18 protein-coding genes are annotated in these 25,288 nt (G+C 51.9%); 9 read left to right on the plus strand and 9 right to left on the minus strand.

What is annotated here, in order from left to right; genetic code table 11:
• Positions 1 to 453: 453 nt before the first annotated feature.
• From JMI88_RS08505 to JMI88_RS08520, 4 genes are all read left to right on the plus strand, one after another.
• Complete coding sequence (locus JMI88_RS08505) at positions 454 to 1,473, plus strand: AAA family ATPase (RefSeq protein ID WP_373323784.1); 1,020 nt, start codon at positions 454 to 456, stop codon at positions 1,471 to 1,473.
• On the plus strand, positions 1,385 to 2,494 hold the full coding sequence (locus JMI88_RS08510) for a DUF58 domain-containing protein (protein ID WP_201361383.1): 1,110 nt from the start codon (positions 1,385 to 1,387) through the stop codon (positions 2,492 to 2,494). The genes JMI88_RS08505 and JMI88_RS08510 overlap by 89 nt, the downstream gene beginning before the upstream one ends.
• Complete coding sequence (locus JMI88_RS08515; protein ID WP_201361384.1) at positions 2,491 to 3,435, plus strand: VWA domain-containing protein; 945 nt, start codon at positions 2,491 to 2,493, stop codon at positions 3,433 to 3,435. The genes JMI88_RS08510 and JMI88_RS08515 overlap by 4 nt, the downstream gene beginning before the upstream one ends.
• A gap of 210 nt (positions 3,436 to 3,645) precedes the next feature.
• Positions 3,646 to 6,252 carry a DUF8189 domain-containing protein gene (locus JMI88_RS08520; RefSeq protein WP_201361385.1) on the plus strand — a complete coding sequence of 869 codons (2,607 nt, stop codon included), beginning with the start codon at positions 3,646 to 3,648 and terminating at the stop codon, positions 6,250 to 6,252.
• A 152-nt stretch (positions 6,253 to 6,404) separates the two neighbouring features.
• Here the strand turns inward: JMI88_RS08520 and JMI88_RS08525 are convergent, their stop codons facing one another.
• The gene (locus JMI88_RS08525) at positions 6,405 to 7,400 is read right to left on the minus strand and encodes a hypothetical protein (RefSeq protein WP_201361386.1); all 996 of its coding nucleotides are present in this window, start codon (positions 7,398 to 7,400) and stop codon (positions 6,405 to 6,407) included.
• 258 nt (positions 7,401 to 7,658) lie between these two features.
• Positions 7,659 to 9,566 carry a glycosyltransferase gene (locus JMI88_RS08530; RefSeq protein WP_201361387.1) on the minus strand — a complete coding sequence of 636 codons (1,908 nt, stop codon included), beginning with the start codon at positions 9,564 to 9,566 and terminating at the stop codon, positions 7,659 to 7,661.
• Between the two features lie 871 nt (positions 9,567 to 10,437).
• Here JMI88_RS08530 and JMI88_RS08535 point away from each other — a divergent pair.
• Positions 10,438 to 11,817: a GH1 family beta-glucosidase gene (locus JMI88_RS08535; RefSeq protein WP_201361388.1), complete on the plus strand. Its 1,380-nt coding sequence runs from the start codon at positions 10,438 to 10,440 to the stop codon at positions 11,815 to 11,817.
• A gap of 125 nt (positions 11,818 to 11,942) precedes the next feature.
• Here JMI88_RS08535 and JMI88_RS08540 read toward each other — a convergent pair whose 3' ends face one another.
• The 3 genes from JMI88_RS08540 to JMI88_RS08550 form a co-directional block, all read right to left on the minus strand.
• Positions 11,943 to 12,482 (minus strand): NUDIX domain-containing protein, encoded by a 540-nt coding sequence (locus tag JMI88_RS08540; RefSeq protein WP_201361389.1) that lies wholly within the window; start codon positions 12,480 to 12,482, stop codon positions 11,943 to 11,945.
• 130 nt (positions 12,483 to 12,612) lie between these two features.
• Positions 12,613 to 13,548 (minus strand): EamA family transporter, encoded by a 936-nt coding sequence (locus JMI88_RS08545; RefSeq protein WP_201361390.1) that lies wholly within the window; start codon positions 13,546 to 13,548, stop codon positions 12,613 to 12,615.
• A 387-nt stretch (positions 13,549 to 13,935) separates the two neighbouring features.
• Positions 13,936 to 14,928 carry a universal stress protein gene (locus JMI88_RS08550; protein WP_201361391.1) on the minus strand — a complete coding sequence of 331 codons (993 nt, stop codon included), beginning with the start codon at positions 14,926 to 14,928 and terminating at the stop codon, positions 13,936 to 13,938.
• A gap of 432 nt (positions 14,929 to 15,360) precedes the next feature.
• Here JMI88_RS08550 and JMI88_RS08555 point away from each other — a divergent pair, with 432 nt between their 5' ends.
• Positions 15,361 to 16,176, plus strand: a complete 816-nt coding sequence (locus JMI88_RS08555) for a class I SAM-dependent methyltransferase (RefSeq protein ID WP_201361392.1) — start codon at positions 15,361 to 15,363, stop codon at positions 16,174 to 16,176.
• Positions 16,177 to 16,362: 186 nt separating this feature from the next.
• On the opposite strand, the gene JMI88_RS08560 is transcribed toward JMI88_RS08555, so the two are convergent.
• A complete protein-coding gene (locus tag JMI88_RS08560; RefSeq protein ID WP_201361393.1) occupies positions 16,363 to 16,872 on the minus strand; it encodes a DoxX family protein in 510 nt (169 codons plus the stop codon).
• A gap of 246 nt (positions 16,873 to 17,118) precedes the next feature.
• Positions 17,119 to 18,417 (minus strand): NCS2 family permease, encoded by a 1,299-nt coding sequence (locus JMI88_RS08565; RefSeq protein WP_201361394.1) that lies wholly within the window; start codon positions 18,415 to 18,417, stop codon positions 17,119 to 17,121.
• Between the two features lie 362 nt (positions 18,418 to 18,779).
• On the opposite strand from JMI88_RS08565, the gene JMI88_RS08570 reads away from it, so the two are divergent.
• Complete coding sequence (locus JMI88_RS08570) at positions 18,780 to 19,763, plus strand: Na/Pi cotransporter family protein (protein ID WP_201361395.1); 984 nt, start codon at positions 18,780 to 18,782, stop codon at positions 19,761 to 19,763.
• Between the two features lie 613 nt (positions 19,764 to 20,376).
• Here the strand turns inward: JMI88_RS08570 and JMI88_RS08575 are convergent.
• Entirely contained in the window at positions 20,377 to 21,033 is a 657-nt protein-coding gene (locus tag JMI88_RS08575; protein WP_201361396.1) for an HAD family hydrolase, read from the minus strand.
• Positions 21,034 to 21,326: 293 nt separating this feature from the next.
• Here JMI88_RS08575 and JMI88_RS08580 point away from each other — a divergent pair, with 293 nt between their 5' ends.
• On the plus strand, positions 21,327 to 22,808 hold the full coding sequence (locus JMI88_RS08580; protein ID WP_201361397.1) for a carboxylesterase/lipase family protein: 1,482 nt from the start codon (positions 21,327 to 21,329) through the stop codon (positions 22,806 to 22,808).
• Between the two features lie 117 nt (positions 22,809 to 22,925).
• On the opposite strand, the gene JMI88_RS08585 is transcribed toward JMI88_RS08580, so the two are convergent.
• Entirely contained in the window at positions 22,926 to 24,080 is a 1,155-nt protein-coding gene (locus JMI88_RS08585) for a serine/threonine protein kinase (RefSeq protein ID WP_201361398.1), read from the minus strand.
• A 334-nt stretch (positions 24,081 to 24,414) separates the two neighbouring features.
• Here JMI88_RS08585 and JMI88_RS08590 point away from each other — a divergent pair, with 334 nt between their 5' ends.
• The gene (locus JMI88_RS08590; protein ID WP_201361399.1) at positions 24,415 to 25,281 is read left to right on the plus strand and encodes an aminoglycoside phosphotransferase family protein; all 867 of its coding nucleotides are present in this window, start codon (positions 24,415 to 24,417) and stop codon (positions 25,279 to 25,281) included.
• Positions 25,282 to 25,288: the final 7 nt, after the last annotated feature.

Here is a 25,288-nt window from a genome sequence, read left to right on the forward strand (position 1 = left end):
TGTCGTGCCTTCAAGCTGAGGCGAGGAGATGATGTCCCTGACAGCCTCGTCAGCACCTATGACGCTACGCGCCTACGGCGCTCAAAAATGTTTATGAGTTGTTGCAGCAAGCGCGCATTGCGCGCTTGCTGCAACAACTCATAAAAAAAGAGTGGGGGCGTCAGCGCCTTACAGGTATAGGTTTTTTGGATTCACGCCAGGAAAGCGGGGATGCAAGGGGCGGCCAGCCCCTTGACTGGGGGTTTGGCGAGCATGCCGGGGGCATGATCAAGCTGTGCCCCAACTCTTCCCTTCCCCGTGCCGCCCGCAGGGCGGCATCAGGGGCCTCAAGGGCTACGCCCCTGAAAAACCTACACCTGTAAGGGCGTCAGCGCCCCAGGTTGGCAAGCCATCGCATCCGCATGGGGGGAGTTAGACACTTTCTTACTTTCTTTAAGAATGGGAAAAAGGATAATGCTTATGACTCACGCTCAACGGTCTTTTGCGCCTCCGTCAACTCAGCCTTCATTGATTGAGCCGCTATTGTTCGAAGTAAAGCGTTTGATTGTTGGACAGGATCATCTTTTGGAGCGTTTGCTGGTAGCTTTATTGGCGCGTGGTCATGTGCTGCTGGAAGGGGTGCCAGGACTGGCAAAGACGGCGACCATCAAGGCGCTGGCCCAGGTTGTCGGAGGGAGTTTTGGGCGCGTACAGTTTACCCCGGATCTGGTGCCGGCTGACCTGGTGGGGACGCGTATCTATAATGCCAAAAGTGCTGAATTTGTGACGGAGTTAGGCCCCATTTTTGTCCACCTCCTGCTGGCTGATGAGATCAATCGCGCGCCCGCCAAAGTACAGTCGGCCCTGTTGGAAGTGATGCAAGAGCGCCAGGTCACGATCGGGAAGCAGACCCACTTTGTCCCAGATCCATTTTTAGTGCTGGCGACCCAGAATCCAATCGAATCGGATGGCACTTATCCTCTTCCTGAAGCGCAATTAGATCGCTTTATGTTTAAAGTGCTGGTCGATTATCCCTCCTATGAGGATGAGATTGTAATTGTAGAGCGTGTGACGGGCACGAATATTGTACTGAAGACCTTGTTGAATCCAGAACATCTGCGGGCCTTTCAGCAGCAGGTGGATCAGATTTATGTGGATCCACATGTGGTGTTTTACGCGGCGACCCTGGTGCATGCAACGCGCGAACCGGCGTTGCATGGGATGCATCATTTGCAGCATATGTTGCTCTATGGCGCTAGCCCTCGTGCCTCTATTAATTTAGTTGCCGGTGCGCGGGCGCTGGCTTTTATGCGTAGTCGGCCGTATGCACTGCCCCGGGATGTAGCGGACCTGGCGGTAGATGTGTTGCGCCACCGCCTGGTGCTGAGCTATGAGGCGGTGGCTGATGGCGTTTCCACCGACGTTATTGTGGGAGACCTGCTGCGGCGCTTCCCTCCACCACATATTGACCTGGGAGATCGATATGTGGCCTGACCATCCCTTCTTCAATCTCTTCAAGTCGTTGCTGCTGGATGATGAGGAGGAGGACGTTCAGCCATCCCTACCACAGTCTGCGCCTTCTCACCAACTGCTGCGCCGCCTGGACTGGCATTTGTTGCGTCCACTGGCCAGCTCTCTGGGTGGTAGTGAGCGCTCGCCGTTTCTGGGTCCAGGGGTTGAGTTTTCAGAGATTCGCGCTTACCAGCCCGGCGATGATATTCGTTTCATCGATTGGAATATCTCGGCGCGTTCTGAGCAGCCGATGCTACGAGAGGCGTATGTTGAGAGAGCAGCCGACGTATGGTTTTTGCTGGATTTGAGCGCCTCAACGCGCTGGGGAACGGCCGACTGCCTCAAACTGGATCGCGCACTTGAGTTTATGACCCTGGCCGGTCAGCTATTAAATCGTGCTGGCAATCGTCTGGGAGCGCTACTGTTTGCGGTGAAGCCTGTGGCCATCATTCCTCCCGCCGTGGGACAACTGCACCTGCAGCGGTTGTTGGTTCGTGTGCGCCAGCTACAGCAGCTGGATGAGCAACCTGGTGCAGGTACTACCGATCTGGTGGCGGCCCTGACGAAGGCTCAGGCCGTAATGCGCCGTCGTGCGTTGGTGATCATCATCTCTGATTTTCTGGCGGCCGCAGGCTGGCAGGGTGCACTCGGCAAATTGACTCAGCGCCATGAAGTAATAGCTGTGCGCCTGCTTGACCCACGCGAAGGCTGTTTACCTGATGTAGGACTGGTGACCCTGGAAGATCCGGAAACGGGTCAGCAGTTGTTTGTGGATACGACCGACGCCCGGTTGCGCGACCGTTTTATGCAGGCGGCACGGCAGCAGACCGAGCAGCTACGCGCTGACCTGGTGAAGTGCGGAGCCGAACTGCTTCAGATCAGTACCGATGAAGAGGCGATTGGTAGTCTGATACGTTTTTTGCAGGCGAGGCGCACGTGCAAACTGCATAAATCTCGGTCACAAGTGACGCTGGCCGCTAGCGCGAAAGGGGATGTGCGATGACCTTTCAATGGCCCCTCTGTCTTATAGCTCTGGGTATCATTCCATTGCTTACCTGGCTCTACCTGGCCGCCCAGAAGCGGCGGCGCGCCTATGCTGTGCGCTTTACCAATCTGGCCCTGCTTAAGCGCGTGGCTGGTAAAAGACCCGGCATGCGGCGTCATATTCCACCCCTCATCTTTGTGTTCGCCCTGATTGCTCTGATTATAGGAATGGCGCGCCCAATGGCTGTCATCACCTTGCCACTCGATCGCGCCAATGTCATCCTGGTGTTCGATGTATCAGGCTCCATGGGTTCGACTGATATGGCTCCCAGCCGTATTATGGCCGCCCGGCAAGCTGCCCATCTGTTTGTCAATGCTTTACCTGCCAGTGTACAGATCGGCGTGGTCAGCTTTAATAATGAGGCGGTGGTACGGGCTCCTCTCACAAGTGACCACGGCCTGATCCAACGCTCTATTGATACCTTGCTGCCCGGTGGTGGCACCGCCATTGGTGATGGTCTGAATGCAGCGCTGGACCAACTGCAGCAGCAAGCAAAGGATAACAATGGGAACTCTATCCCGGCCACGATTGTGTTGCTCTCCGATGGAGCAAACAACGCAGGTTCTGATCCAATGCAGGCTGCTCTGCATGCGCGCCAGCAACATATCAAAGTAAATACGGTTGGGATGGGCCTGCGAAATACATTGCCAGCCAATGAGGGCCGACCGTCATCTAGAGTAGATGAAGCCACCATGAAGGCTATTGCCAGCCAGACTGGTGGACGCTACTTCTACGCTGGTGCCACTAAAACGCTGCGGCAAATCTATACCGATCTAAGCACGCAGATTAGCTGGATGACCGAAACCATCGAGATTTCAGCCTTGCTCAGCGCCATCGGGGTTGTCCTTTTCCTGCTCGCCGGCTGTCTTAGCCTGCGCTGGTTCCAGCGTTTCCCTTAAAGAAGCTGACTGGCCATAGTACTTTATGCCCCGATTTTCTTATAGCATAGTCGTGTCAGCGTCTCTTCATGGTAAGATAGTATTGCTCATGTATTATTGAATTTGCCTGTGTAATTCAGATATTCGGTCCATTATGCCGTCCTTACTCAGGATTAGCTTTTATAGTCAAAGGCATGAGAACGCACTTGTATGGGCAAGAGGAGATGCGCGATGGCCTACGATGTAAGTAAGAAGCTTGGGAATTATCGGTTGATGGAATTGCTCGGGCAGGGTGGTTTCGCCGATGTATACCTGGGTGAGCATGTTTATCTGAAGACACCGGCGGCTATCAAAGTGTTGCGCCTGCATTTGGGCCAGGATGCGCTGGCCTTATTTCTGGCTGAAGCACGTACTATTGCTCGCCTGGGCCATCCACATATTGTGCCGGTGCATGATTTTGGCATTGAAAATGATGTGCCTTTCCTGGTTATGGGATATGCTCCATATGGCTCTCTGCGTCGCCTGCATCCCCTTAATAGTATTGTGCCACTGCCGACGGTTGCCCTGTACGTAAGGCAGATGGCCGAGGCTTTGCAGTATGCGCATGAGCGCAAGGTTATTCACCGCGACGTGAAGCCGGAAAATATGTTGTTGGGTGAGCAGCAGCAACTGATGTTGAGCGATTTTGGTATTGCCGTAACCACTCAGAGCATGCCCAGTAATCCAATGTTGCCCAGGGCGGGCCAGGGGCAGGCCATTGGCACGACGACCTATATGGCGCCTGAGCTATTTACTTCTGAGGCTGTGTTCGCCAGTGATCAGTATTCATTGGGTGTGGTGATCTACGAATGGTTGTGTGGCGCGCCACCTTTTAGTGGAACGGATATGGAGATTGCCCTGCAGCATGTCCATATTGTTCCTCCCGCGCTGATCGATAAGGCTGAGATAACGGCCGAGGTTGAGCAGGTAGTGATGAAAGCCATCGCCAAACAGCCAGAAAATCGTTATCTTTCGATGCTGGATTTTGCTGCTGCCTTTGAACAGGCCTGCGCCGCTGCGGCTCCTCGCGCGGCTTCCGACGTTATTTCCTCGGCCTTATTGCCATCTGTTGTTGACCAGGCAGCGCCTGCTCCACCGCCATTGACTCCCCCGGTAGAGGTGATGTCCGAGAGTGTGAGCCCCCTACCTGAAGCGCCAGCAGGGTTACCGCTTTCTGCGTCTTCCAGTCCTGCTAACAAGATTGGTATTGTGCGACCATCACCAGGTTTGCCGTATTCCGCCAAATCAAAGGCGCTGCAACTGCCTGCAAAGGATGCCAGTCAGACCCCTGCAAATATATCGCCGGTCTCGTTAAAGCTGCCCTCGCATACAGCAGGGGTGTCCAGGCGACTCACCGATTACACCTCCGATCTGCAGGAGCCTGCAGGTGGTAGTACGCACGAAGGGCAACCTTTGCGCCTCTCCTCTTTTATGTCTATGTCTGCTAATGAAGTGCCATCTGCCGGTGTCACGGTCGTCGATGCGCAGATACCCTCCTCCGAACAAGATCAACCTGTACTTGCCGCCCTGAAGCAACGCTGGGCGGACCAGGCTGCTCCTGCGATCAAGCACCTGTGGGTGGATCAGACAGTACCAGCGGCCCGCTCTTTCTGGTCGACTAAAGCAGCGCCAGCGGCCAAAAAATTGCTCTCTATTCCTCTGGTGTCCCCTGATCCGCAGCCAGAGCCTTTGCCGCCTCATGCGCGCGTAAATAGTCAGCGTTTGCCACTGCGCCCGACTACTCAGTCGGTACCAGCGGTGCCCCCCTCTCTGCAGCGGCCTCCCCAGGGGGTCTCGCGTCGCGTGGTGATTGGTAGCCTGGCAGGGGTAGCCGTTGCTAGTGTAGTGGGTGGCGTGGCGATGATCGGTTGGCAGCAGGCATTCCAGGCCAAAAATGCTCCGTCGGCACCAGTACCTACTCACCATCCAACCCCAACTACACCGCCTGCGCCTATGTCTACGCAGGCACCTTCGCCTACCGCGATGCCCCAGAATGCCGTTGTGCTGGGCTCAACGCGCCCGACCGTTGTTTCCTGGGGGCCTGATCAGCTGGATCTTTTTGTACGCGGGACCGACGGCGGCCTGTGGCAGCGTCACTACGATGGGAGCTGGCATGATTGGATGCGTGTACTCGACGGCATAACCTTTGATCCCGCAGTGACCGCATGGAGTCCTGGCCGCTTCGATGTCTTTGCCCGTGGCGCCGACGGCACGCTTCAGCATGCATGGTATGATGGCAGCTGGCATCCCTGGGAGTCGTTGGGCGGCTCGCTCACCTCTGATCCGTCTGCAGTGTCCTGGGGCCCCAATCGACTGGATGTCTTTGCGCGCAGCGTCGATAACGCCCTCTGGCATAAGGGCTACGATGGAACCTGGCATGACTGGGAGCGCCTCGACGGTGTCTTACTCTCAAGCCCTTCAGCCACTACCTGGGGACCTAACCGGCTGGATGTCTTTGTACGGGGAGCTGATAGCGCTCTCTGGCATCGCGGCTTTGATGGCATATGGCACGATTGGGAACCCCTGGGCGGCTCTTTTGAGTCCGATCCGGCTGCCGTTTCGATTGGCCCCAATCACCTGGATGTCTTTGTGCGCGGGGCTGGCAACGTCTTGCAGCAGCGCAGCTTTGATGGCACGTGGCACGATTGGCAGACCCTGACCGGCGTGCTGACCACCAGTCCCTCTACCACGACCTGGGGCAATGGGCGCATCGATGTTTTTGCCCGCACCGCCAACAACGTCCTGCAGCAAACCTGGTATGAAGGTGGCATCTGGCAACCCTGGCTATTATTGAGCTAAGAATGCCTTGTCGATTTCTCATAATGTCCGTGACGATTTAAGCTTTTGAGCTTTGGCATATTTATCAACAAAGACGTCGCTTGCCTCCGATTGTTTTATAATCGGAGGCAAGCGACGTGAGGGAACGGAGCCGTTTATGGGGGTCAACCGTTTTAGGGTTGATAATGGTAAATCTGGTCGATGCTATTGGTTGAAATTGGTTGTTGCGGGATCGGGATGGTAATGGGCTGATTAAAGCGGCTGCAGTTGAAGGTCAGGGTCTGTTGCATGGTCATTGCTCTGACCGCATCGCTGGCCGTTGTCTTATAGACAATGGTGCTGCTAACACGATGGACATAGCCAGTAGCGGTATCGATCCAGAAGTCGCTGCTGCCGCTGGTATTTTCGGTCTGCATGGAGGCAAAGAAGGTGCTATAGTTTTCCACATCGATGGCGCGTAGCGCTGTGCGATCCTCCTCATTGAAGGTGGCCTGGATATGGTGCAGGGTAGTGCCGCCGATATTCTCCTGACCTTTATCGCTGAGGATGCCTTTGTGTAATGCTAGCTCGATGAGCGCTCGAATCTGAGACATGCCAGACAGCGCATAAACCTGTGTATCGGGTTGTTCAGCGAGTGTCTTTTTGCTGATAACATACCATTTTTGATTAGCGATTGGTTCCCCGAGCAGATAAACATTATCGCCCTGGATATGTTGGTCCATCGTGAATGAATAGCCTGAACCGGGCTGGAATTGAGGGAGAGCCCATTTCGCCTTCAGGTTTATCTGTGAGATATTGGCTCCCGCTTCATCTCCCTCGCCCTGTTTCCAGCTGTTATAGGCAGCACCTCCAGGCAGTGGCAGCAGGGTTTGCAGGATGCTTCCGGCTGGTGTCGTAGATGTGGTTGGCGCAATATTCTGACGTTTTGCGTCCAGCGTAAAATGGACCGCCGTCAGATTATTCATGGTGTTGTTGCTTTTGTCTAAGAGTTGTTTTGGGGTGGGCGTAGGTGTGGACACTACAATCTTCGTCGCCGGACTTTGCGCCTGGGTTTGGGTTTGTATATTGGCATTAGTGGTGACGGTCGATGATATGTTGCTGCAGGCACTCAGCAGCAGAACCAGCAGCGCTAAGCAGCAGCCGAGACAGATATTCATACTTTTTCGCATATGCCATCATTCCTTCTAATCATAGTGGACTATCATAGAAAAGCATTATTGTGTCTCTAGTATGAGCTGTTTATGCTTCCAATCCCACCTCATCCACACATCATTTCCTCATCATTTCCACACTTTTTAGCTTCATTGTCCTGTTTATTAGCGGAATATTGCCTGTAGTAGCTGGCATCATGGACGCTGAAGAAGACAAAGAGCCGCCTTCCCATAACAGCAGGGAAGCGGCTCTTTGTCTTCTTCAAGGATATATTGTTATGCGGCGATTTCTTCAGAGCTGAGCATGGCCAGGGCTTTAACCCATTGATAGTTACCCGGCAGGATTTCTCCCTCTAACAGAGTTGTTGCCAGGTAGAGCCAGCAGAGGGCGTTCGGAATGGTCAGGTAGTCACGGTTGGCCAGGGCTGCCGCGGCTGAGCTCATGCTGCTATAGAGCATATCGTCTGTAAGCAGATCAAAGAGATGTTGAGCAACCAGGCTTGTATTGCCGGTCTCTACCAGGTAGCCTGTAACGTTATCATGGATCTGCAGTGGAATGCCACCGACCCGGTAAGCCACGACTGGCTTGCCTTTGAGCAGAGCCTCGGTTACTTTAACCTCAAAGCCTTCTTTGATTGAGAGCTGCAGTACAATCGCGCTCTTGCGCAACAGGGTATTCAGCATCTGGTCGCGATGCGGCAGGCGCGCTATCTTGACATCATGGGCAAAATTGATGTATGGCTCGGTCTGTAGGATACGTTTGATCAGGCTATAGACCGGAACGCCGTCAGGATCATCGATTGAACCATTACCAGCGATAACGAGCTGTGGGATGGGACGCTGTTGCTCGGCCAGCATATGGCGTAGCTGCCTGTAGGCGTCCAGCACATCAGGAATACCTTTAGATGGATCGAAGCGAGCAATCTGGACAATATATGGACGCTGGCTATCCAGTGGCGTCTGGCCCTCTTGAATCAGGATCTTGTTGAATAGTTTCAGGTATGTTTCCATCTGCTGCTCGCTCAATGGCTTGTTCAGTCCATCGACCGGATCAGTAGTGGCGGGCATATAGAGCACTTTTTCAGCAGGTACATTATCTGGCACAAACATTTTCATTGGATGGCTGATAAAATGGTCCGCCTGGCTAATGAACTTCCAGAGGAAGCTCCAGGTAGTATGCTGTGGCGTGCCTTCCTGTGTAGCCAAATCAGCCACGATTTGAATGTGAGAGCGATAGAGTATCTTACAATCTGGATTCGCTTCTTTGATATAAGGGATCAAGCCAACTGGTTGTGGATCATCGATGATGATGACGTTAGCCTGCTTAAACACATGGTTCAGGAGCATGGCGTTTTCCTGGCTCCAGTCCAGGAATACTTTTTTATCCTCTTCCGTTAGCTCGGTCGATGGGCTGGCCACATTTTGCAATACATTATGAATTTTAGTTTTAGTAATATCAAAGACTTCTTTTTTCGGTAGCAGAGTATGCCAGTGTGCATCCACTCCCATCAGCTTGAGCAGGCGAATCAGGGCGTGACGCATCAATGCGACGCCGCCGCCTTGTGGGGTGGCATTAATAAAGACCAGGCGCTTGCCTTCAAATTTCTGTGCCAGCTGTTGGACCATTTCAAAGTCTTCGGCTGTTACCGTTGAGCGATAATCTTCGAGGGTTACCAGTTCACTGACAGCTACCTCACGATCGGCTGTTAATGGTACCAGTGCCAGATCATTTTGATCGAACTGGAGACGTGCCTGGCGTACCAGATCTTCTACTGTCGTAGGTTGATCTGCTCGACGCTCGGCGCGCAGTGGCACAATATCTTCTTGTATCCACAATCTGGCTGCCAGATCAGGAGCAAAATCTCCCTCGCGTATGGCAGCGGCAATGAATTGCTGATTGTGTTCTTGTGCTGCCTGCTTGAGCCAGGTTAAAGCATCCTCGCTATCATCCGCCTCAGTTATAGCTTTTTCATATGACATAATTTTATGATTAGTGTCTGACTCGGCTATTTGTAGATTGCCATCCTGTAATTGTAGACCGGCATAGGTTGCAGCGGGAATTGCAAGCTGTTCAATTTGCATGGCTCGCGACAGTTGTTCCTCTGATACATTACTTTTATTTTCAGAGGCTGTGGCAGACATGTCGAGTATTCTGGTTGGTTTGCCATAAGATGAATAAGACAATGTTTTTACCTCTATGACTGATGATTAGTACTGACATTTACAGGCGTATGAAATAGTCTACCTGTCAAATATGAGATCCACACTTATGATAACAATACTCGACCACATTCTATTCGGGCGTCTGTATTTTATACATTTACAATTAAATTGCAATTAAATTTTGGAAAAGATCTCATATTTTTGACGAGATTTGTAATCTCTATTTTACTCGGGAACACTCTACATTTGTCGTATGGGCAGGTTACAAGGTTTACGTATGCTTGCCACCACTCGTATTATACATCCATAGAGGCAGATTTTCTGTGCTTGATCTCACATTATTAGCGCTTTTAAAATTGTGACTTAGATCGCAATTCAGGCTGGTTCACATCCATTGTCCCGCGTTCTTTTCTTTATATTATGAAGCATTTTTACCCATCGCTGGGTAGTACAAAATTACCATATAATTTTTATAGCGGGTAGCGACAATTAACATACATTTATTTTGTACCTTTATCGAACTTTGTTACTAACTCAACCTTGATGTAATGCGAGCTGAAAATAGTATTTTTGTGCTATTTATCGAAGCTATCTATTCAATCAATAGCACTCGATATGCTTGAGATTATACCTACTAATTGTGCTGCAAAAGCGATATGACATCGATATATATTATAGCTATACTATTTCTTGTCTTGATTTATTTGTTTGCTCTACGCTTATCTTTATTTTTGCTTGCTGAATGGCACAGTGCAGATGAGAAGATTTAACTATAAAATGTGGTAAAGTACAGGAAAGTTGCTCTTGCCTGGCACCGGGGAAGCACTTTATTTCAACTATTTCACATAGCTGCTGCTAATAAATGCCAGGTATTACATCGAAGGGATTTGAGATGAAGAAGTTTGTGGACAATCAACAAGTAGCCTCTTTACTGCCGAGGGATTTTGTGTTTGGGGCGGCTACCGCCTCCTATCAGATTGAGGGAGCGACGCATGAGGACAGGCGTGGTACCTCGATCTGGGATACATTCGCGGCTACCCCTGGCAAAGTGTATCGCGGGCACAATGGGGATGTGGCTGATGACCATTATCACCGTATGCCTCAGGATGTCGAGTTGATGTCTCAACTGGGCCTGGATGCGTATCGCTTTTCGATTGCCTGGCCGCGTATTTTGCCCCAGGGTCGAGGGAATGTCAATCAGCCGGGGCTGGATTTTTATGACCGCCTGGTTGATGCTTTGCTGGCCAGGGGCATTACTCCTTTTGCTACCCTGTATCACTGGGATCTGCCCCAACATTTGGAAGATGCCGGTGGCTGGACCAATCGTGAGACCGCCTATGCCTTTGCCGATTATGCTGAAATTGTCGCGCGGCGCCTGGGCGATCGTGTGGCTGGCTGGATTACTCTCAACGAGCCCTGGTGTTCAGCTTACCTGGGCTATGGCAATGGCTTGCATGCGCCGGGCATACAGAATCGCCAGGCCGCGCTCGATGCCGCCCATCATCTCTTGCTGGCCCATGGCCTGGCTGTGCCGCGTATTCGCGCCACCATCGCTCCTGAAAAGCAGGTGGGCATTACCCTCAATGTGTATCCCGTGTATGCCGAGGATGAGCGCCCCGAAACTGCGCGCGACGTCGCCCTGGCGGATGCCTTTTCTAATCGGTGGTTTCTAGACCCTCTCTTCCGTGGAAGCTATCCAGAGACCTTTTTTGCTGATATGGGGCTGAACCCTCCACCCATCCAGGCAGATGATCTGACGACTATCAGCGTACCGGTGGACTTCCTGGGCATCAATCTTTATTCTCGTCACCTGGTACGCGGCTCTAATCAGGTACCTCTGGCCGATGCGGTCGCTACGGTCGCTCCTGTCCCCGAGGCCTGCTATACTGATATGGCCTGGGAAATCTATCCCGCAGCCTTGAAAGATATGCTGGTGCGCCTGCATAACGATTACGCTGTCAAGGCCCTCTATGTCACCGAGAACGGGGCCGCCTTCAGTGATAGTTGGGATGGCAAGAGCGCTGTGGTCAGCGATCCGCGCCGTGTGGCTTTCCTACAGGAATATATTACTGCGGCTGCCGAGGCTGTGCAGGCCGGGGTGCCTCTGAAGGGCTACTTCGTCTGGTCCTTGATGGATAACTACGAATGGGCCGAAGGCTATCGTAAGCGCTTTGGGGTCGTTTATGTGGACTATGATACCCAGCAGCGCATCCCGAAGGAAAGCGTGCTCTGGTATTCATCGTTGATCAAGGATCATCACGCTGGCCGCTAGAAGTCTTTGTCATCAACAATATCCCTCAACTGAGCACTGCCAGGAGCCGGCTGAGGGATTTTTTTGTGCGTTGTATAGCCTCAAAGTTGTCCCCGCCCTGCTCGCTATTGGGAGTGCTGCCTCATTCAGACTTCAGATTGCGTGGCGAGCGTGATTTGTGTATAGGCGAGCTCGACTGGTGGCCTGGCCTGCGGACCTTCGAGCTGTTTGATGATGCTGGGTACACCTGGCACAGCCTTACCCGAGAGGAGTGTGGTGGCTAGCGTCTTTAATTCTTTGGGCCAGAGGGGAAGCTGGGTGACGCTGGATAGAGGAATCCAGGCCGGTTGCGGAAAATCTGGACCTTCTTGCTGCAATGGTTGATCGGCGTTGACTGGATGGGCATATACATGCACCTCCAATGTATAGCCATACTGCATTCGTTTACGTGGGCAGGGGGCATGAGTAGGATAGACCCATTCTCCCAGGAAGGCAATGCTGGTTGCCTCTACTTCAATACCGGCTTCCTCATAGACCTCGCGCGCGGCGCATTCTAATAAGCTCTCGTATGGCTCCAGGCCCCCTCCCGGCAGCCTCCATGTGCCCTCATCGTTTAACAATAATAGCTGGTCCTCCCGCAAGACAATCACGCGCGTGCGAATATTGTCATAAATATTCTGGCTCATTTGCACTCCTTTCTCTAGCCAAACTCAAAGACGGCGGATAAATTGGCATGCCCCTGCTAGTTGTACCATACCGCCGCCGGAAGCGCTAGAGATAATCTGTGAATGCGCTGCCCCGGCCGGGTCAGCATACTTAATGCAATGAAGCGTTTTCCTGTTTGCTGGTTTGTGGTAGGGAGCGTTTGAAAGTCTTGGTTGTGATGAGGCGTTGCTGCGCGATAAAGATGCCGAGCAGGATCAGCACTACACCCAGCCATTGTGTCAGGTTGACCTGCTCATGCAGCACCAGCGTTGAGCTGGTAATGACCACAGGAAGTTCAATCGAGCCAAGGATTGAGGCCATGGCGGAACCGACGACAGGAATGCCGCGCGCATACAGGTAGAGTGGAATAATCACGCCAAAGAGGCCCAGCGATATGGCAAAGATCCATAAGTTCGCTCCTGGAAGACCCCTGGCGAGAAAAAACGGCGGTAGAGTAATAAAGGTGATCAGTACCGAGCCGGTAACCATCAATGTGCTGCGCAGAATAGAGGGTACCTGCAGCTCAACCCGGGCATTGACGGCGAGGTTGAGGGTATAGCTGGCTGCCGCAAGCAAACCAAAGATGATGCCTGGCAGATTGACATGTTCGAAGTGCAACGCCTCATAGCCCGCCGCCAGCACAGTACCACTTAAAACAACCACGATAGCTATCCATTGGCTGGCCGTCGGTCGCCGTTTATCGAGTAGCCAGTCCAGCACAAACCCCATCCAGACAAACTGAAAGAGCAGGATCACACCAAAAGAAGCCGACAGCGACTGCAGGGCCAGATAATAGAAAACCCCGACCAGTCCTCCGAAGATGCCGCTAATTATCAATTTGCCGATGCTGGCGAGCGAAAGGATGCGTAAATATTTAAAAGAAGGAATACTGCAGAGCCAGAGACAGAGGCAGCCAAACAATATCGGGCTATCCGTAATTTCGGCCGTCGAAAAGCCTTGACTATAGCTTATCTTAACAATCGTCGATAAAATGCCGAAGGAAGCAGCGCCTGCCAGAACCAGCATGCTGGCGGTCAATCTTTTCAAAACGGATTTCCTCCTGTCTATATACCCTTGAAACAGGTAGAGCCGACTATTTGATCAGCGCCTCGTGCTTCTGCAGGCATAAAAAAGCAGCTCTACGCTCATAACATAGATAAGATCTAGCTAGAGTGAGCCGATACTGCCGGTTAGGAAACCCGTATTTGTTATATAAAGCGATAGGGCATGTATTGAATTTGTGTATGCCTATGCTTCTCTACTCATTCCGCAACTTTAAGCGGCCCGATTATACCACCACCATAAAGCCGCTGTCAACGCCACCGTCCCATCCTGCAAAAGCGACAATAACGGTGATTATATAGGTTCGAGGCTTGCCCTCGATTTGCTCCACAAACGATGAGGCAAATCGAGGGCAAGCCTCGAACCTATTTGTTAGCGCGATTTTGTGGTTGCCGGCTGCTCTTGCAAGCGTATAACCAGAATCGGCAAACGTGTCTTACCCAGCATGTGCTCGGTAACATGATCGCCGAACCAATAGCTTAAGCCATGATTGCCATGCGTCACGACGGCAATGGCGTTACAACCTGCATTGGAACTACCCGGCGTCGCCAGCCCCTGTTCCGCGGTCTGGATGATCGTCTCGGGAACGTTAATATCCACCACCACAGAGGATGTTATCTCCACCGCTATCTTTCCGCTTAATTGCTGCTGGAGGTTGGTCTTGAGCTTGTTGAGATACAATTTGGCCTCTTCAATCCTGTGTTGATTGATCCTGTTTGTGAGTAGCGGTGGTTGTCTGTTGCCCGCATGGCGCGGCTTAACAATATGGAGCAGGTGCAGTTTGCCCGCATTGGGTGTTGAAAGAGCGGCGCTGAGCTGAGCGGCTGGTAGCAGCACATTTTCAGTCTGATCTGAGCCATCCAGGGCTACAAGGATGCTAAACTGTTGCGTTTCAGTCGTGTTAAAAGCAGCTATATCAGTGCAACCCTGCCGGAGGATAAAAGCAGGAACTGCGCTATGGCGAATCAAGTTCTGCGCGAGGCTGCCCAGCACCAGGCGTTTGAATCCCGTCGTGGCCCGGCTGCACATCACAATCAGATCAATATGCTTCATACGCGCCAGCGCGGGCAATATCTGATGTGGAAGGCCGACGAACAACTCGGTCTGGAGCGCAATATCTCTCAGCGTCTCTGAATAAACCATTTTTTCCAGGTAGTCTTCAGCCTCGTGAGCCTCCTCATCGTAGCATCTTTCCATGCTAATACCGCTACCGCCCACCAGTGTGTATGGATACTCCTGCGTACGGGTAAGGATACGCGTCATCGTGATTGTTGCTCCATTGGCACGAGCGATCCTGGCGGCTACCGGAAGCGCTTGTTCTGCGCAAGCTGATCCATCCAATGGGACAAGTATATGCTGCAACATAGCCGTTTCCTTTTTGTCTCGTGACGGAACCTGTCTGTGTTTTTAGCATAAAGGCGTTGCATCACAGGGAAATCACCAGTGATTAAACATAGATCACATTTGCATCACAGCGCTTCATACATTTCGCGCCTTCGGCCCCTGACGCTACGCACCTTCGGTGCTCAACATGTTTTTATTTGTTGGTGCAACACGGTCGTTGTGTGACCGTGTTGCACCAACAAATAAAAAGCGTGTGACAAGCAGATTCGCAAAAGAACCAATTTAATGGTACGCGCGTCATATTTTTTTGATGCTTTTTGGCTATCACTTTTCTAAAAAATTGGTATTAGACATATCACCTTTGGGGCCATATACTTTTTGTAGGGGTAAAACTTAAAACCAGCGAGAATTTACTGGCTGGGTTTCTATGTATAGCATTAGGAAGAGGCATATATGACGCAGCATTCGACCCACGGAGATGTACTGCAGCCAGAAGAGCATGAGAAGAATCAACTGATCCAGCAGCGCTTTGGGGTGGTGGCCAAAGATTATGTCAGTAGCGCCGTCCATGCGCAAGGACCGGACCTGCCGTGGCTGGTGGAGGCGGCGGCTTTAACCGGCACCGAGGTCGTGGTAGACCTGGCGACGGGAGCCGGTCATGCGGCTTACGCCCTGGCTCCGTTTGCCCGCGAGGTAATTGCGATCGATTTTACTGTACCCATGTTAGAGGCGTCCGCCAAACGGGCGCAAGAGTTGCACATCACTAATATCCGTTTTGTGGAGGGCGACGCTCACTCTCTGCCTCTGGCGGATCAAAGTGTGGACGTGCTGGCTTGCCGCCTGGCAGCTCACCACTTCACCGATATTGCTCAGGCCGTACGTGAATGGGCCCGCGTCCTCAAACCAGGCGGTAAATTACTCTTGATCGATTCCATTGGTGCCGAAGATCCTGCGCTGGAAAAGTTCGTCAATCAGATTGAAGTGCTGCGTGACCCGTCGCACGTGCGCAACCACAGTATTTCCGAGTGGCTTGAACTGCTCAAAGCAGCTGGTATTGCGGCCCGCCATGAGCGCACCTGGGGCATCCACATGGACGTTCCAACCTGGACGCAGCGCCAGCGCACACCAGCCCAGAACGTTGAGCGCATCCTCCAACTCTTTTCTACAGCAACCGCCGAGGCCCGCGCCCATCTCAACATCGAACAAGCCAACGACGGCATCTACACCTTCGACCTGCCTGCCGCCCTTATTACCGGCACCCGAGCCTGACCTCCTTAACCGCTTAACATAAGTCAAAAAACGTTCCTATGGGAACCGCGTTGGGTTTAGGGAAGGATATATTATGGCGCGGGGACGCTGCATGTTGAAGAGAGGTTCTCGCTATTGTGTGTGTACCCTCGCGTCATTTTATCAACGTTGATAATGGCGCGAGGATGTGTATAGAGGCTGCCCCAATCAACGGCTTTGGGTGGCCGGGTGCACTTCGCTAGGGACAGGCGTCCTTTTTGTCGCCTTTAGGCGCTGATGGATCAGGGCGTCAAGCGACCAGCTACCGGCGCCTGAGATAATCAGAGCCAGGGTCAGGCCGCTCGCGAGAATAAAGAACTCGATCCCCTCACCTGGCTGATGGCCGCCCCAGTTCATGAAAAATCCATTATGCAGGTGAACCATAGCGACCGCCACGACCAGAATGCAGGTCAGCCCCAGGGCTGCCAGGCGCGTGAGCAGCCCAAAAAGCAATGCCAGTGGCGCTAAGAACTCGGTAAAAATGGCCAGCAACGCAAGGAAAATGGGGATATGCATCATATGCGTAAACCCGTTGAGCGTGTATGAGAAGCCATAACCACCGAACCACCCCAACACTTTTTGCGACCCATGTACAATGAAGACCGTGAATAATGCCAGGCGTACCACTAGCAGGCTGGCAGCAACCATCGAACTTGTAGGAGGACTAAAAAGTTTCATCCCGTCTCCTTTCCTGATGAGAAAATGTATGCGTTTACCTGTCATTGCCACTTCCTCAAGGCTAGAAGTGAACAGAACAGGTAAAGCTCTCGGCCGACCAGGCAGAGAAGATTTACCTGTTCATAATTCCTGTATGCCTTTATGACGTAATGCATCTTATCACTGTTATAGCAGCAGGACTTTTATCTTTTGGTTTATATGTTGATATTTATGAATTTCTATGCTTGCAGTTCTACTGCACAGATATCAGCGTGACGTTAATAAGAATTGGATTAAGAAGAGGACGGCGAAGATATAGACCAGTGGATGGACTTCGCGCCAGCGGCCGCTGACCAGCCTGGCGAGCGGATAGAAAATGAAGCCTAGCGCGATGCCGTCCGCGATACTGGAGGTCAAGGGCATGATCAGAATGGTGATAAATGCCGGGAAGGCCTCTTCAAATTTATTCCACTGGATGTGTTGCACCTGCCCCATCATCAATGAACCGACGATGATCAAAGCTGGTCCCGTAATGGCTGCGACGCCAGAGACGACGCCGACCAGCGGACTAAAGAACGCTGTGAGTATGAACAGGATGGCTACCGTTAAGGTGGTCATACCGGTGCGGCCACCTACGGCGACGCCGGCGGCGGATTCGATATAAGCGGAGGTTGGACTGGTGCCAAAGATAGAGCCTACCAGGGTGGCAATTGAGTCAGAGACAAAGGCCCGACCGGCACGGGGCAGGGTATTTCCTTCCATCAGCCCTGCCTGCCGGCTCACTCCAAGTACGGTGCCGGTAGTGTCAAAGATGGTTACTAGCACAAACGAAAAGATAGCGCCGTAGAGTCCATAGTGGATGGTATCGGCGACGGCGGTCACGGGATTATAAGCCAGCAGCCCTTCGGGCAGCGTTGGTAGCGCGACCACTCCATGGAAGGTTAGCTGGCCGGTGATTAGAGAGACGATAGTTGTGAAGACGATGCCGATAAAAATAGCCCCCGGCACATTAAGAAACATCAGAATAACGGTAAATACTAGGCCAAGCAATGCCAGCAGCACTTTAGCGGAGTGGAGATCACCCAGGGCAACCAGGTTGGTCGGATCAGCCTGTACGATGCCAGTTAATCGCAAGCCAATAAAAGCGATGAAGAGGCCGATGCCCGCCGTAATTGCATGCTTGAGATTTTCAGGAATCGCCTCGATCAGGCGCGAGCGCAGAGGAGTTAACGAGAGCAGCACAAAGATAATGGCGGCCAGAAAGACGGCCGAGAAGGCCACATGATAATCGATCCCCTGGTGTCCTCGTGTTACCGAATACGCGAAATAGGCATTGAGTCCCATGCCGGGCGCAATCGCGATAGGATAGTTGGCATAGAGCGCCATCAACAGCGTTCCCACCACCGTCGCGATAATCGTCGCGGTAAAAGCCTGCTGAAACGGTACCCCCGCCGCCCCCAGCACGATTGGATTGACGACAGAGATATACGCCATGGTGACGAACGTCGTTAGACCAGCCAGAATCTCCCGTTGCAGAAAAGCCCTGGTGATTTTTACATGGAACATGCAATAATCCTCTAATAAGCACAAGCATCTGGCAGATAGCCAGATGACACATGTATGAAGAAACATCGCAGCTTGATTGTATGCCATGTCAAAACTAGAGGGCAAGGCCATGCATTAGCTTTTCATCCTCCCTTGGAGGCATCATCAATCGATGAGCGTGTGGTTTCATAGATACATGCATCATAGATGGAATTTGTGTATAGAGTTAATAATAGATAAAGATAAAAATTATATTTTTGATGAGTATTATAATAAGTTTAAGGCAATAATCAGCCGATCCATGTCTGGTTACGCACTGAAGAGTGCAGCACAACGTCGTTGTATAGGGCCCTGTTCTTCTGCAAGAATGCAGGGAGGGGAAGATGGTCCTGATCATGCACGTCACCATGACCCTGGGACAACTTTGGACAGGAGTGGTGCTCGTGCTCTATGGAGTACGGCTGATCACCGAGGCAGTACGGCATGCAGCAGATACACGCATGCAAGGAAAGCTGGCCTCCCTGGTGCACCATCCCATCATCGCCATGATGATGGGAATGATGGCGACTGTGTTGATGCAGAGTTCCAATGCCATGTCTTCCTTGTTGGTGGGATTTGTGAGTACGGATTTCCTTTCGCTCTCGGAGGCCATTGCAGTGTTGCTTGGATCGAATATCGGTTCCACGTTGGCCGTTCAATGTATCGCTCTGCATCTCTTCGACCATATATTTATAATCATCGGCATCGCCACCACCATTGCACTTTGTACCCATCGCACTCCGTATCGTTCTCTGGGGCGTCTCTGTTTTGCCTTTGGGCTGATCATGCTCGGTTTATCGGAGCTTATAACAGGAAGCGCTCCATTGGTCACCTATCCGGCAACCGTCATAATGTTGCAGGCACTGGCGGGCGTGCCGATCGTGCTCTTTTTCTGCGGCGCTGTTCTCACCATACTCCTGAACTCCAGCACGGCGTTCATTGGTCTGGTGATAATGCTTGCTACGACCGGGGCACTTCCCACCTCTGCGGCACTGGCCTTAATGCTTGGGGCGAATGTAGGAACCACCGTGACGGCCTTGCTCCTGTCGATGCATGAGGGAACCGTGACGGGACGTCGATTGGCTGTAGTCCATCTCGGCACCAAGTTTATTGGTGCTGGCATAGCCTTGATCTGGCTTGTCCCTCTGACCAGTGTGCTTTCGCACCTCTGGACCAACGCAGGCACCCGGGTAGCCATGGCCCATCTGGGTCTCAATATCCTGATTGCGCTCTTCTTCCTTCCCCTGGTCTGCTCTTTAGAACGCCTGATGCAACGCTGGATTCCTGAACCACTCGCAGCCAAAGGACATCTCATCGGCCCATCCTAAGTGCTCCAGCCCCCGAATCACCGTTGGTGACCGAGGTCATCTAGTTATCAGCATTGTAGCTATTGCATGGCTCCTGGACTTGAACATCCTTTCTGCGAGGGGACGGGATCGCTTGTCAAGGACACAAATCGGGCGCAAGGCCCGAATCGATGGGAAGGGTATCGTCCGTTGAGGGGAAAATCGGAGGCAAGCTCCGAACCTATGGGAATCATGTTTGTTGAAGGTTTCATCGCATGGGCTATCGAAACGAATAAATGATAATGATATCCATAGGTTCGGGCATTGCGCCCGATTTCTCGTTCCACGCATGAATATATTCAAGAAACGATATCATGTTTCCATGCATCAACCAACAGAACAATAAAAATCTACACCTGTAAGGTGCGCTGGCTCCATCGGCCCACATGCACGTCGTAGGAGCGAATGCCGAATGTGATCAGGCCGGTGGTGCTGTCATAGTAACCGCTGACGTAGCCCTAGGGGTTGTAGATCCCAGTCTGCACGCTCTGGCTGCCATAATTGCCGATAACTAATGATGAGAATGAGATGCAGGAAGGTAAAGATATAATAGAGGTAGCTTGGCACAGCTTCCCTCTCTGAAAAAGCAAAATCGTCAACCGAGGGCCGCCAGGAGTTTTTGGAGCTCTGACACCAGCCCGACGCGGGGTTGAATATGACGATAGTCGATGCCAAAGGAGCGAATAACCTGGCCAAATTCTTCGTCACCATCGTCGATAAGTACGCTCTCGCCGTATCTTAACTGCTGATCTTGTAGATAGGCGTCAAAGAACACGCTGCGGCCAGTGCTATCGATATCAGCTTTGAGTCCTTGAAGATCATAAGAATTGAGGACATCATCAAAGAGGGAGCGTAGCTGTAGCGCGGGCACGGTCCAGCGCGTAAAGGTGTCCATGTTGTCGGTGGCTATAACAACTTTGATGCCTCTGGCTTGCAATCTTGCCACATAGGTCGGGACCTGCGGCGACACAAATTGCATCTGGCGGCAACTCAGCTCTAGCTCGGCTAGCAACATCTGCGGATCTAGAGCCGTATTTTGCTGGCAGAGCGCAGCCACTATATCCTCGCTGGTGAGCTTGCCTCGCATCCAATCAGGGATCAGTTGCGATATATTTTTTCCTGTGAACAGCGTATGCTGGATTGTCTGAAAGGCCTGAAAATATTCGTGCTCAGGATTATTTAAGTGCTCCCAGAACAACGAATTGGATAATGTAAACGCCCAGTCCAGAAAAACGCATTTATAGGTACTCATTGCGATCACTTCCTTGCTCTCTATAAGTGTTTAGTATGTTTGGGGGTCGGTCATTAGTTGTTGATCTATGTATTTAAGTATCTGTGTACATAAAGACGTGTAATCGGGCTAAAAATGCAATCTGCCATAAGCTTTCTGCCCTGGTTGTCTGTAGTAAAAGGGGATACTGGATATATTCTATGAGCATCACTGCATGCAGACACTCGGTTTCCTGGAAAAATTGTGATAAGGTTAAACGAGTCCTTTGGCTGTGGGTTGTAGATAATTATCAATCAATCAAGGAGATACGGGGCATGCCTGCTGGAATCGTTGAGACGCGCTATGGAAAAGTTGAGGGTGTGATACAGAAGGGTATCCAGATATGGAGGGGAATTCCCTATGCGCGGCCGCCGCTGGGGCCGCTGCGCTTGCGGGCTCCTCAATCGCCACAGGCCTGGTCTGGTGTGCGCGCGACCAAAAGATTTGGACCAAACTCGGCCCAGATGGATAATGCCATGAGTGGTTTTCTCGGTGGCACGTCTACACCTCCGCCTTCGGGTGAAGATTGCCTCTATGTGAATATCTGGTCGCCTGGGGCTGATCAGCAGAAGCGCCCCGTGCTGGTCTGGATTCATGGCGGTGCGTTTGTGGCTGGCTCTGGCGCGGACCCCTGGTATGATGGCTCTTCTTTTGCGCGTAATGGGGATGTTGTCGTGGTAACGATCAATTATCGCCTGGGCATGTTGGGATTTCTTTATCTGGATGAACTGGGTGGCAAAGAGCACGAGTATGTTGCCAATTGTGGCTTGCTGGATCAAATTGCGGCGCTGGAGTGGGTGCGCGATAACATTGAAAATTTTGGTGGCGATCCTGAAAATATAACGCTGGCCGGTGAGTCGGCGGGCGCGATGAGCATTGGTGCCCTGCTGGCCACACCGCGTGCGCGGGGACTATTTCAGCGTGCCATACTGGAGAGCGGTGCTGCGCACAATGTGATGTCCCGCCACGCCGCTACCGATGTGGCCCGCTCCTTTATTGCGCATCTTGGCCTGGCGGAAAACCAGCTCGCGGATCTGGAGACCGTTTCCGTGGCCAGGATTTTGGAGGCCCAGCAACTCAGTGTGCGTAACATGCTGGGCGGCCCTGTTATTGATGGCCAGTTGCTACCTGGCAAGCCACTTGAAATGATTGCGTCCGGCTCAGCCTCGCAGGTCCCATTGCTGATTGGTACTAATCGCGATGAGGCCCGGCTCTTTTCTTTATTTAGCGGCCGACAGCCGAAGGTAAATCATACAGAATTAGAGCGCCTCTTTGGGACTCGTGGCCGGGAAGTCTTTGCGTCCTATTTGCAGGCCAGACATGATCAGTCTGAGATAAATGCCTGGATGGATATTGTGACTGATCGTACCTTCCGTATTCCTGCCCTGCGCCTGGCCGAAAAGCAGTTGCCGCACGCACCCGCTATCTGGGTGTACCGTTTCGATTGGCCCTCGCCCGCCTTTGGTGGCCGCCTGGGAGCCTGCCATGCGTTGGAGATTCCTTTTGTCTGGAATAGCCTGGATGCCGAGGTAGCGCAACTCTTCATCGAAGAATCTCCGGCTGCCCCGCCGATCGCCGAGACGATGCATGCCGCCTGGATTGCCTTTATACGCAGCGGCAATCCTCAAACTCCCCAGTTGCCTGCCTGGCCCTGTTATCAACTGTCCGAGCGCCCCACCATGCTTTTCCATGAACAGAATCAATTAGCGCCAGATCCGCAGGGCATTGAGCGCCAGCATTGGGAAAATGTCTTGTAAGCAAGCTTCGTAAATTGTGTGTGGATAATCGGAATAGGGTTTGCGCCTGGAAGTAGATTTGATGCATAACTGGCTGGCAGTTGTCATCAATCGACCTTCCATGGCGTTTTTTGTGCCTTATTTTTTGTGCCCATGTGGAGGCTTGGGGCCCTTTTGCTGACCAGGCGTCTGAGAAGTGGGCGTTGGTTGCGGTACTTCTGTTGCCGTCGTTGTTGAACTGGCAGTAACAGTGGGTTGAGTTTGTTGACCCGGTTGCATATGATCGGCGTTATGGAAAGACGCATTTGCCAGCAGCAAAATGAGGAGCAGAATGGCGATTAACGCCGCTCCAGCAATCCAGACTATGCGCGGCATTCTCTGCGCACTGAATTTTTGTGGCGCTGCTGCCGGCATTACCTGCACCGTAGGTGCCTGGTGAAGTGCGCTGTGCTGAACGTTTGCCACTGGTTCTGGTGTGGCATCCACACGATAGGCTTGACGAAAGGCATTCGCCAGCGCCTTGGGCGTGCGAAAGCGACGCATGGGATCTTTTGCTATCGTCTGTAAGATGACGCGTTCAACATCGGGTGTAATGGCTGGATTCATCTGTGATGGAGGGGGAGGCTGCTCACGGAGATGTTTCATCACAATATTAACCGGATTAGCTCCCTTGAAGGGAACGCTTCCCGTTACCATCTGATAGAGTAATACTCCCAGAGCATAGATATCGCTGGCAGGCGTGGCCGCCTCTTCGATCAGTTCTGGCGCCATATACTCCGGTGTTCCGATCAAGAAGCCAGAGCGGGTCAGACTATAGTTGTCTTCAATGCTTTTCACCAGGCCAAAATCTGTCAGGTAAGCATAATGCCCATCGCGCAAAAGGACATTTGAGGCTTTGATATCGCGGTGTAGCATGCCGTGCTCGTGGGCGAATTGCAGAGCACTGGCCACCTGGGACAGGATATCGCCCGCCTCTTCAAGCGGCAGCGGACCTTCGGCCACCCGGCGGCTGAGTGTCCCATACTCGATATAGGGAGTGACCATGTAGGCCCAGTGCTCATATTCTCCGTAATCGAGGGCTGGCAGAATGTGTGGATGGTGCAGTTGTACCATCGCACGCGCCTCGCGCCGGAAGCGTTCATAATATTCACCGGCGCTGCGCCTGACCATTTTCATGGCCACTATCTGTTGGTTGCGTTGATCTCGCGCCAGGTAAACCTCTGACATACCCCCTTTGGCGAGACCGCGTTCTACGTAATAATAGCTTATCGTTTTATGTATGAGCTCTTGCATGAGCATTATAAACTCCTCGCATCCCAGCATAATAAAGAGATGAATATAGAAGGTATACGAATATATCGTGGTTTTTGTGTCGCCTTAGTAATTTTAGAATTAGCAGTATATGAGAATATAGTAGCCGCGAATGAATATCGTTAGCTATTGTTTTGAGCCAGATACGTTTGAATAATAGTGATTAGAGAAAAAGAGGACATTGTATCCCCTATGGTATCTGGTTGATTAATGTATCCTTATCATATCCCCCGGCGCCCGGGTTCTGCAAGCGTATGTGACTGGTCTATTCATATTTTTAACGTATATGGGTGAATATTGAGAAAGAGTGCGATACATGGAAATTCAGAAGCTTGTCCAGGAGATAAATGATTGTCATCAAACGGAATTTGTGCTGCGGAAACGCTATGCAAACGGAGAACAGGGTGCTTTTGAGCTCTGCGATGCCTCCTCGGGCGCATGCTATGTATTGAAATGTTTTGCCCCTGCCGTTGCTAGTCAGCGGACCTCCTGGATCCGTACCTGTACCGATCAATTGCGCCTTCTTGGTTATCCAGTGCCACAATATGTACTATGGGGCGAGTATAGTGGAGGGAGCTTTTCGATCCAGACCGCTTTGCCCGGCGCTCCTATTATTCATGCTACTCCTGAGCAGTTGCCTCGTTTAATTGAGCTCAACGAAATGCAGCGGAACCAACTGCCCGATACTGCCAGTACCTGGCCCGATGAAATTGTGCGGACGGTCCTGGTCGGTGGATCTGGCTATTGTCTGCATGATTCTTTGCGTACCCATACGTCTGCCACCGCCGCCATGTTGCGTACATTACAAGATCTTGTGGTGCGGCAGCGCGAATGTATTATTCCTACCACTGATATTGTGCATTACGATTTTCAGCCATATAACATCCTCGGTGAGCAGCAAGAGATTAGCGGTATTATTGATTGGGAAGGTGTATGTGCCGGTGATTGCACCTTCGATCTGGTCACGTTGCTATTTTACAATTATGATGATACATCTATCCGCGCATCCCTCTGGGACTACCTATCCGTGCGTAGTACTATCCAGGTCGTAAGTATCTATCTGGCCCACCTGATTTTGAGGCAGGTCGATTGGTCTTTGCGGTTCCATGATACAGCGACCAGCCAGTTATATATAGACAGAGCGGAAGCTATTCTCCATTATCTCAAGCCCGCTTTATCATAAAGCACAC

The sequence above is a fragment of the Dictyobacter formicarum genome (assembly GCF_016587435.1).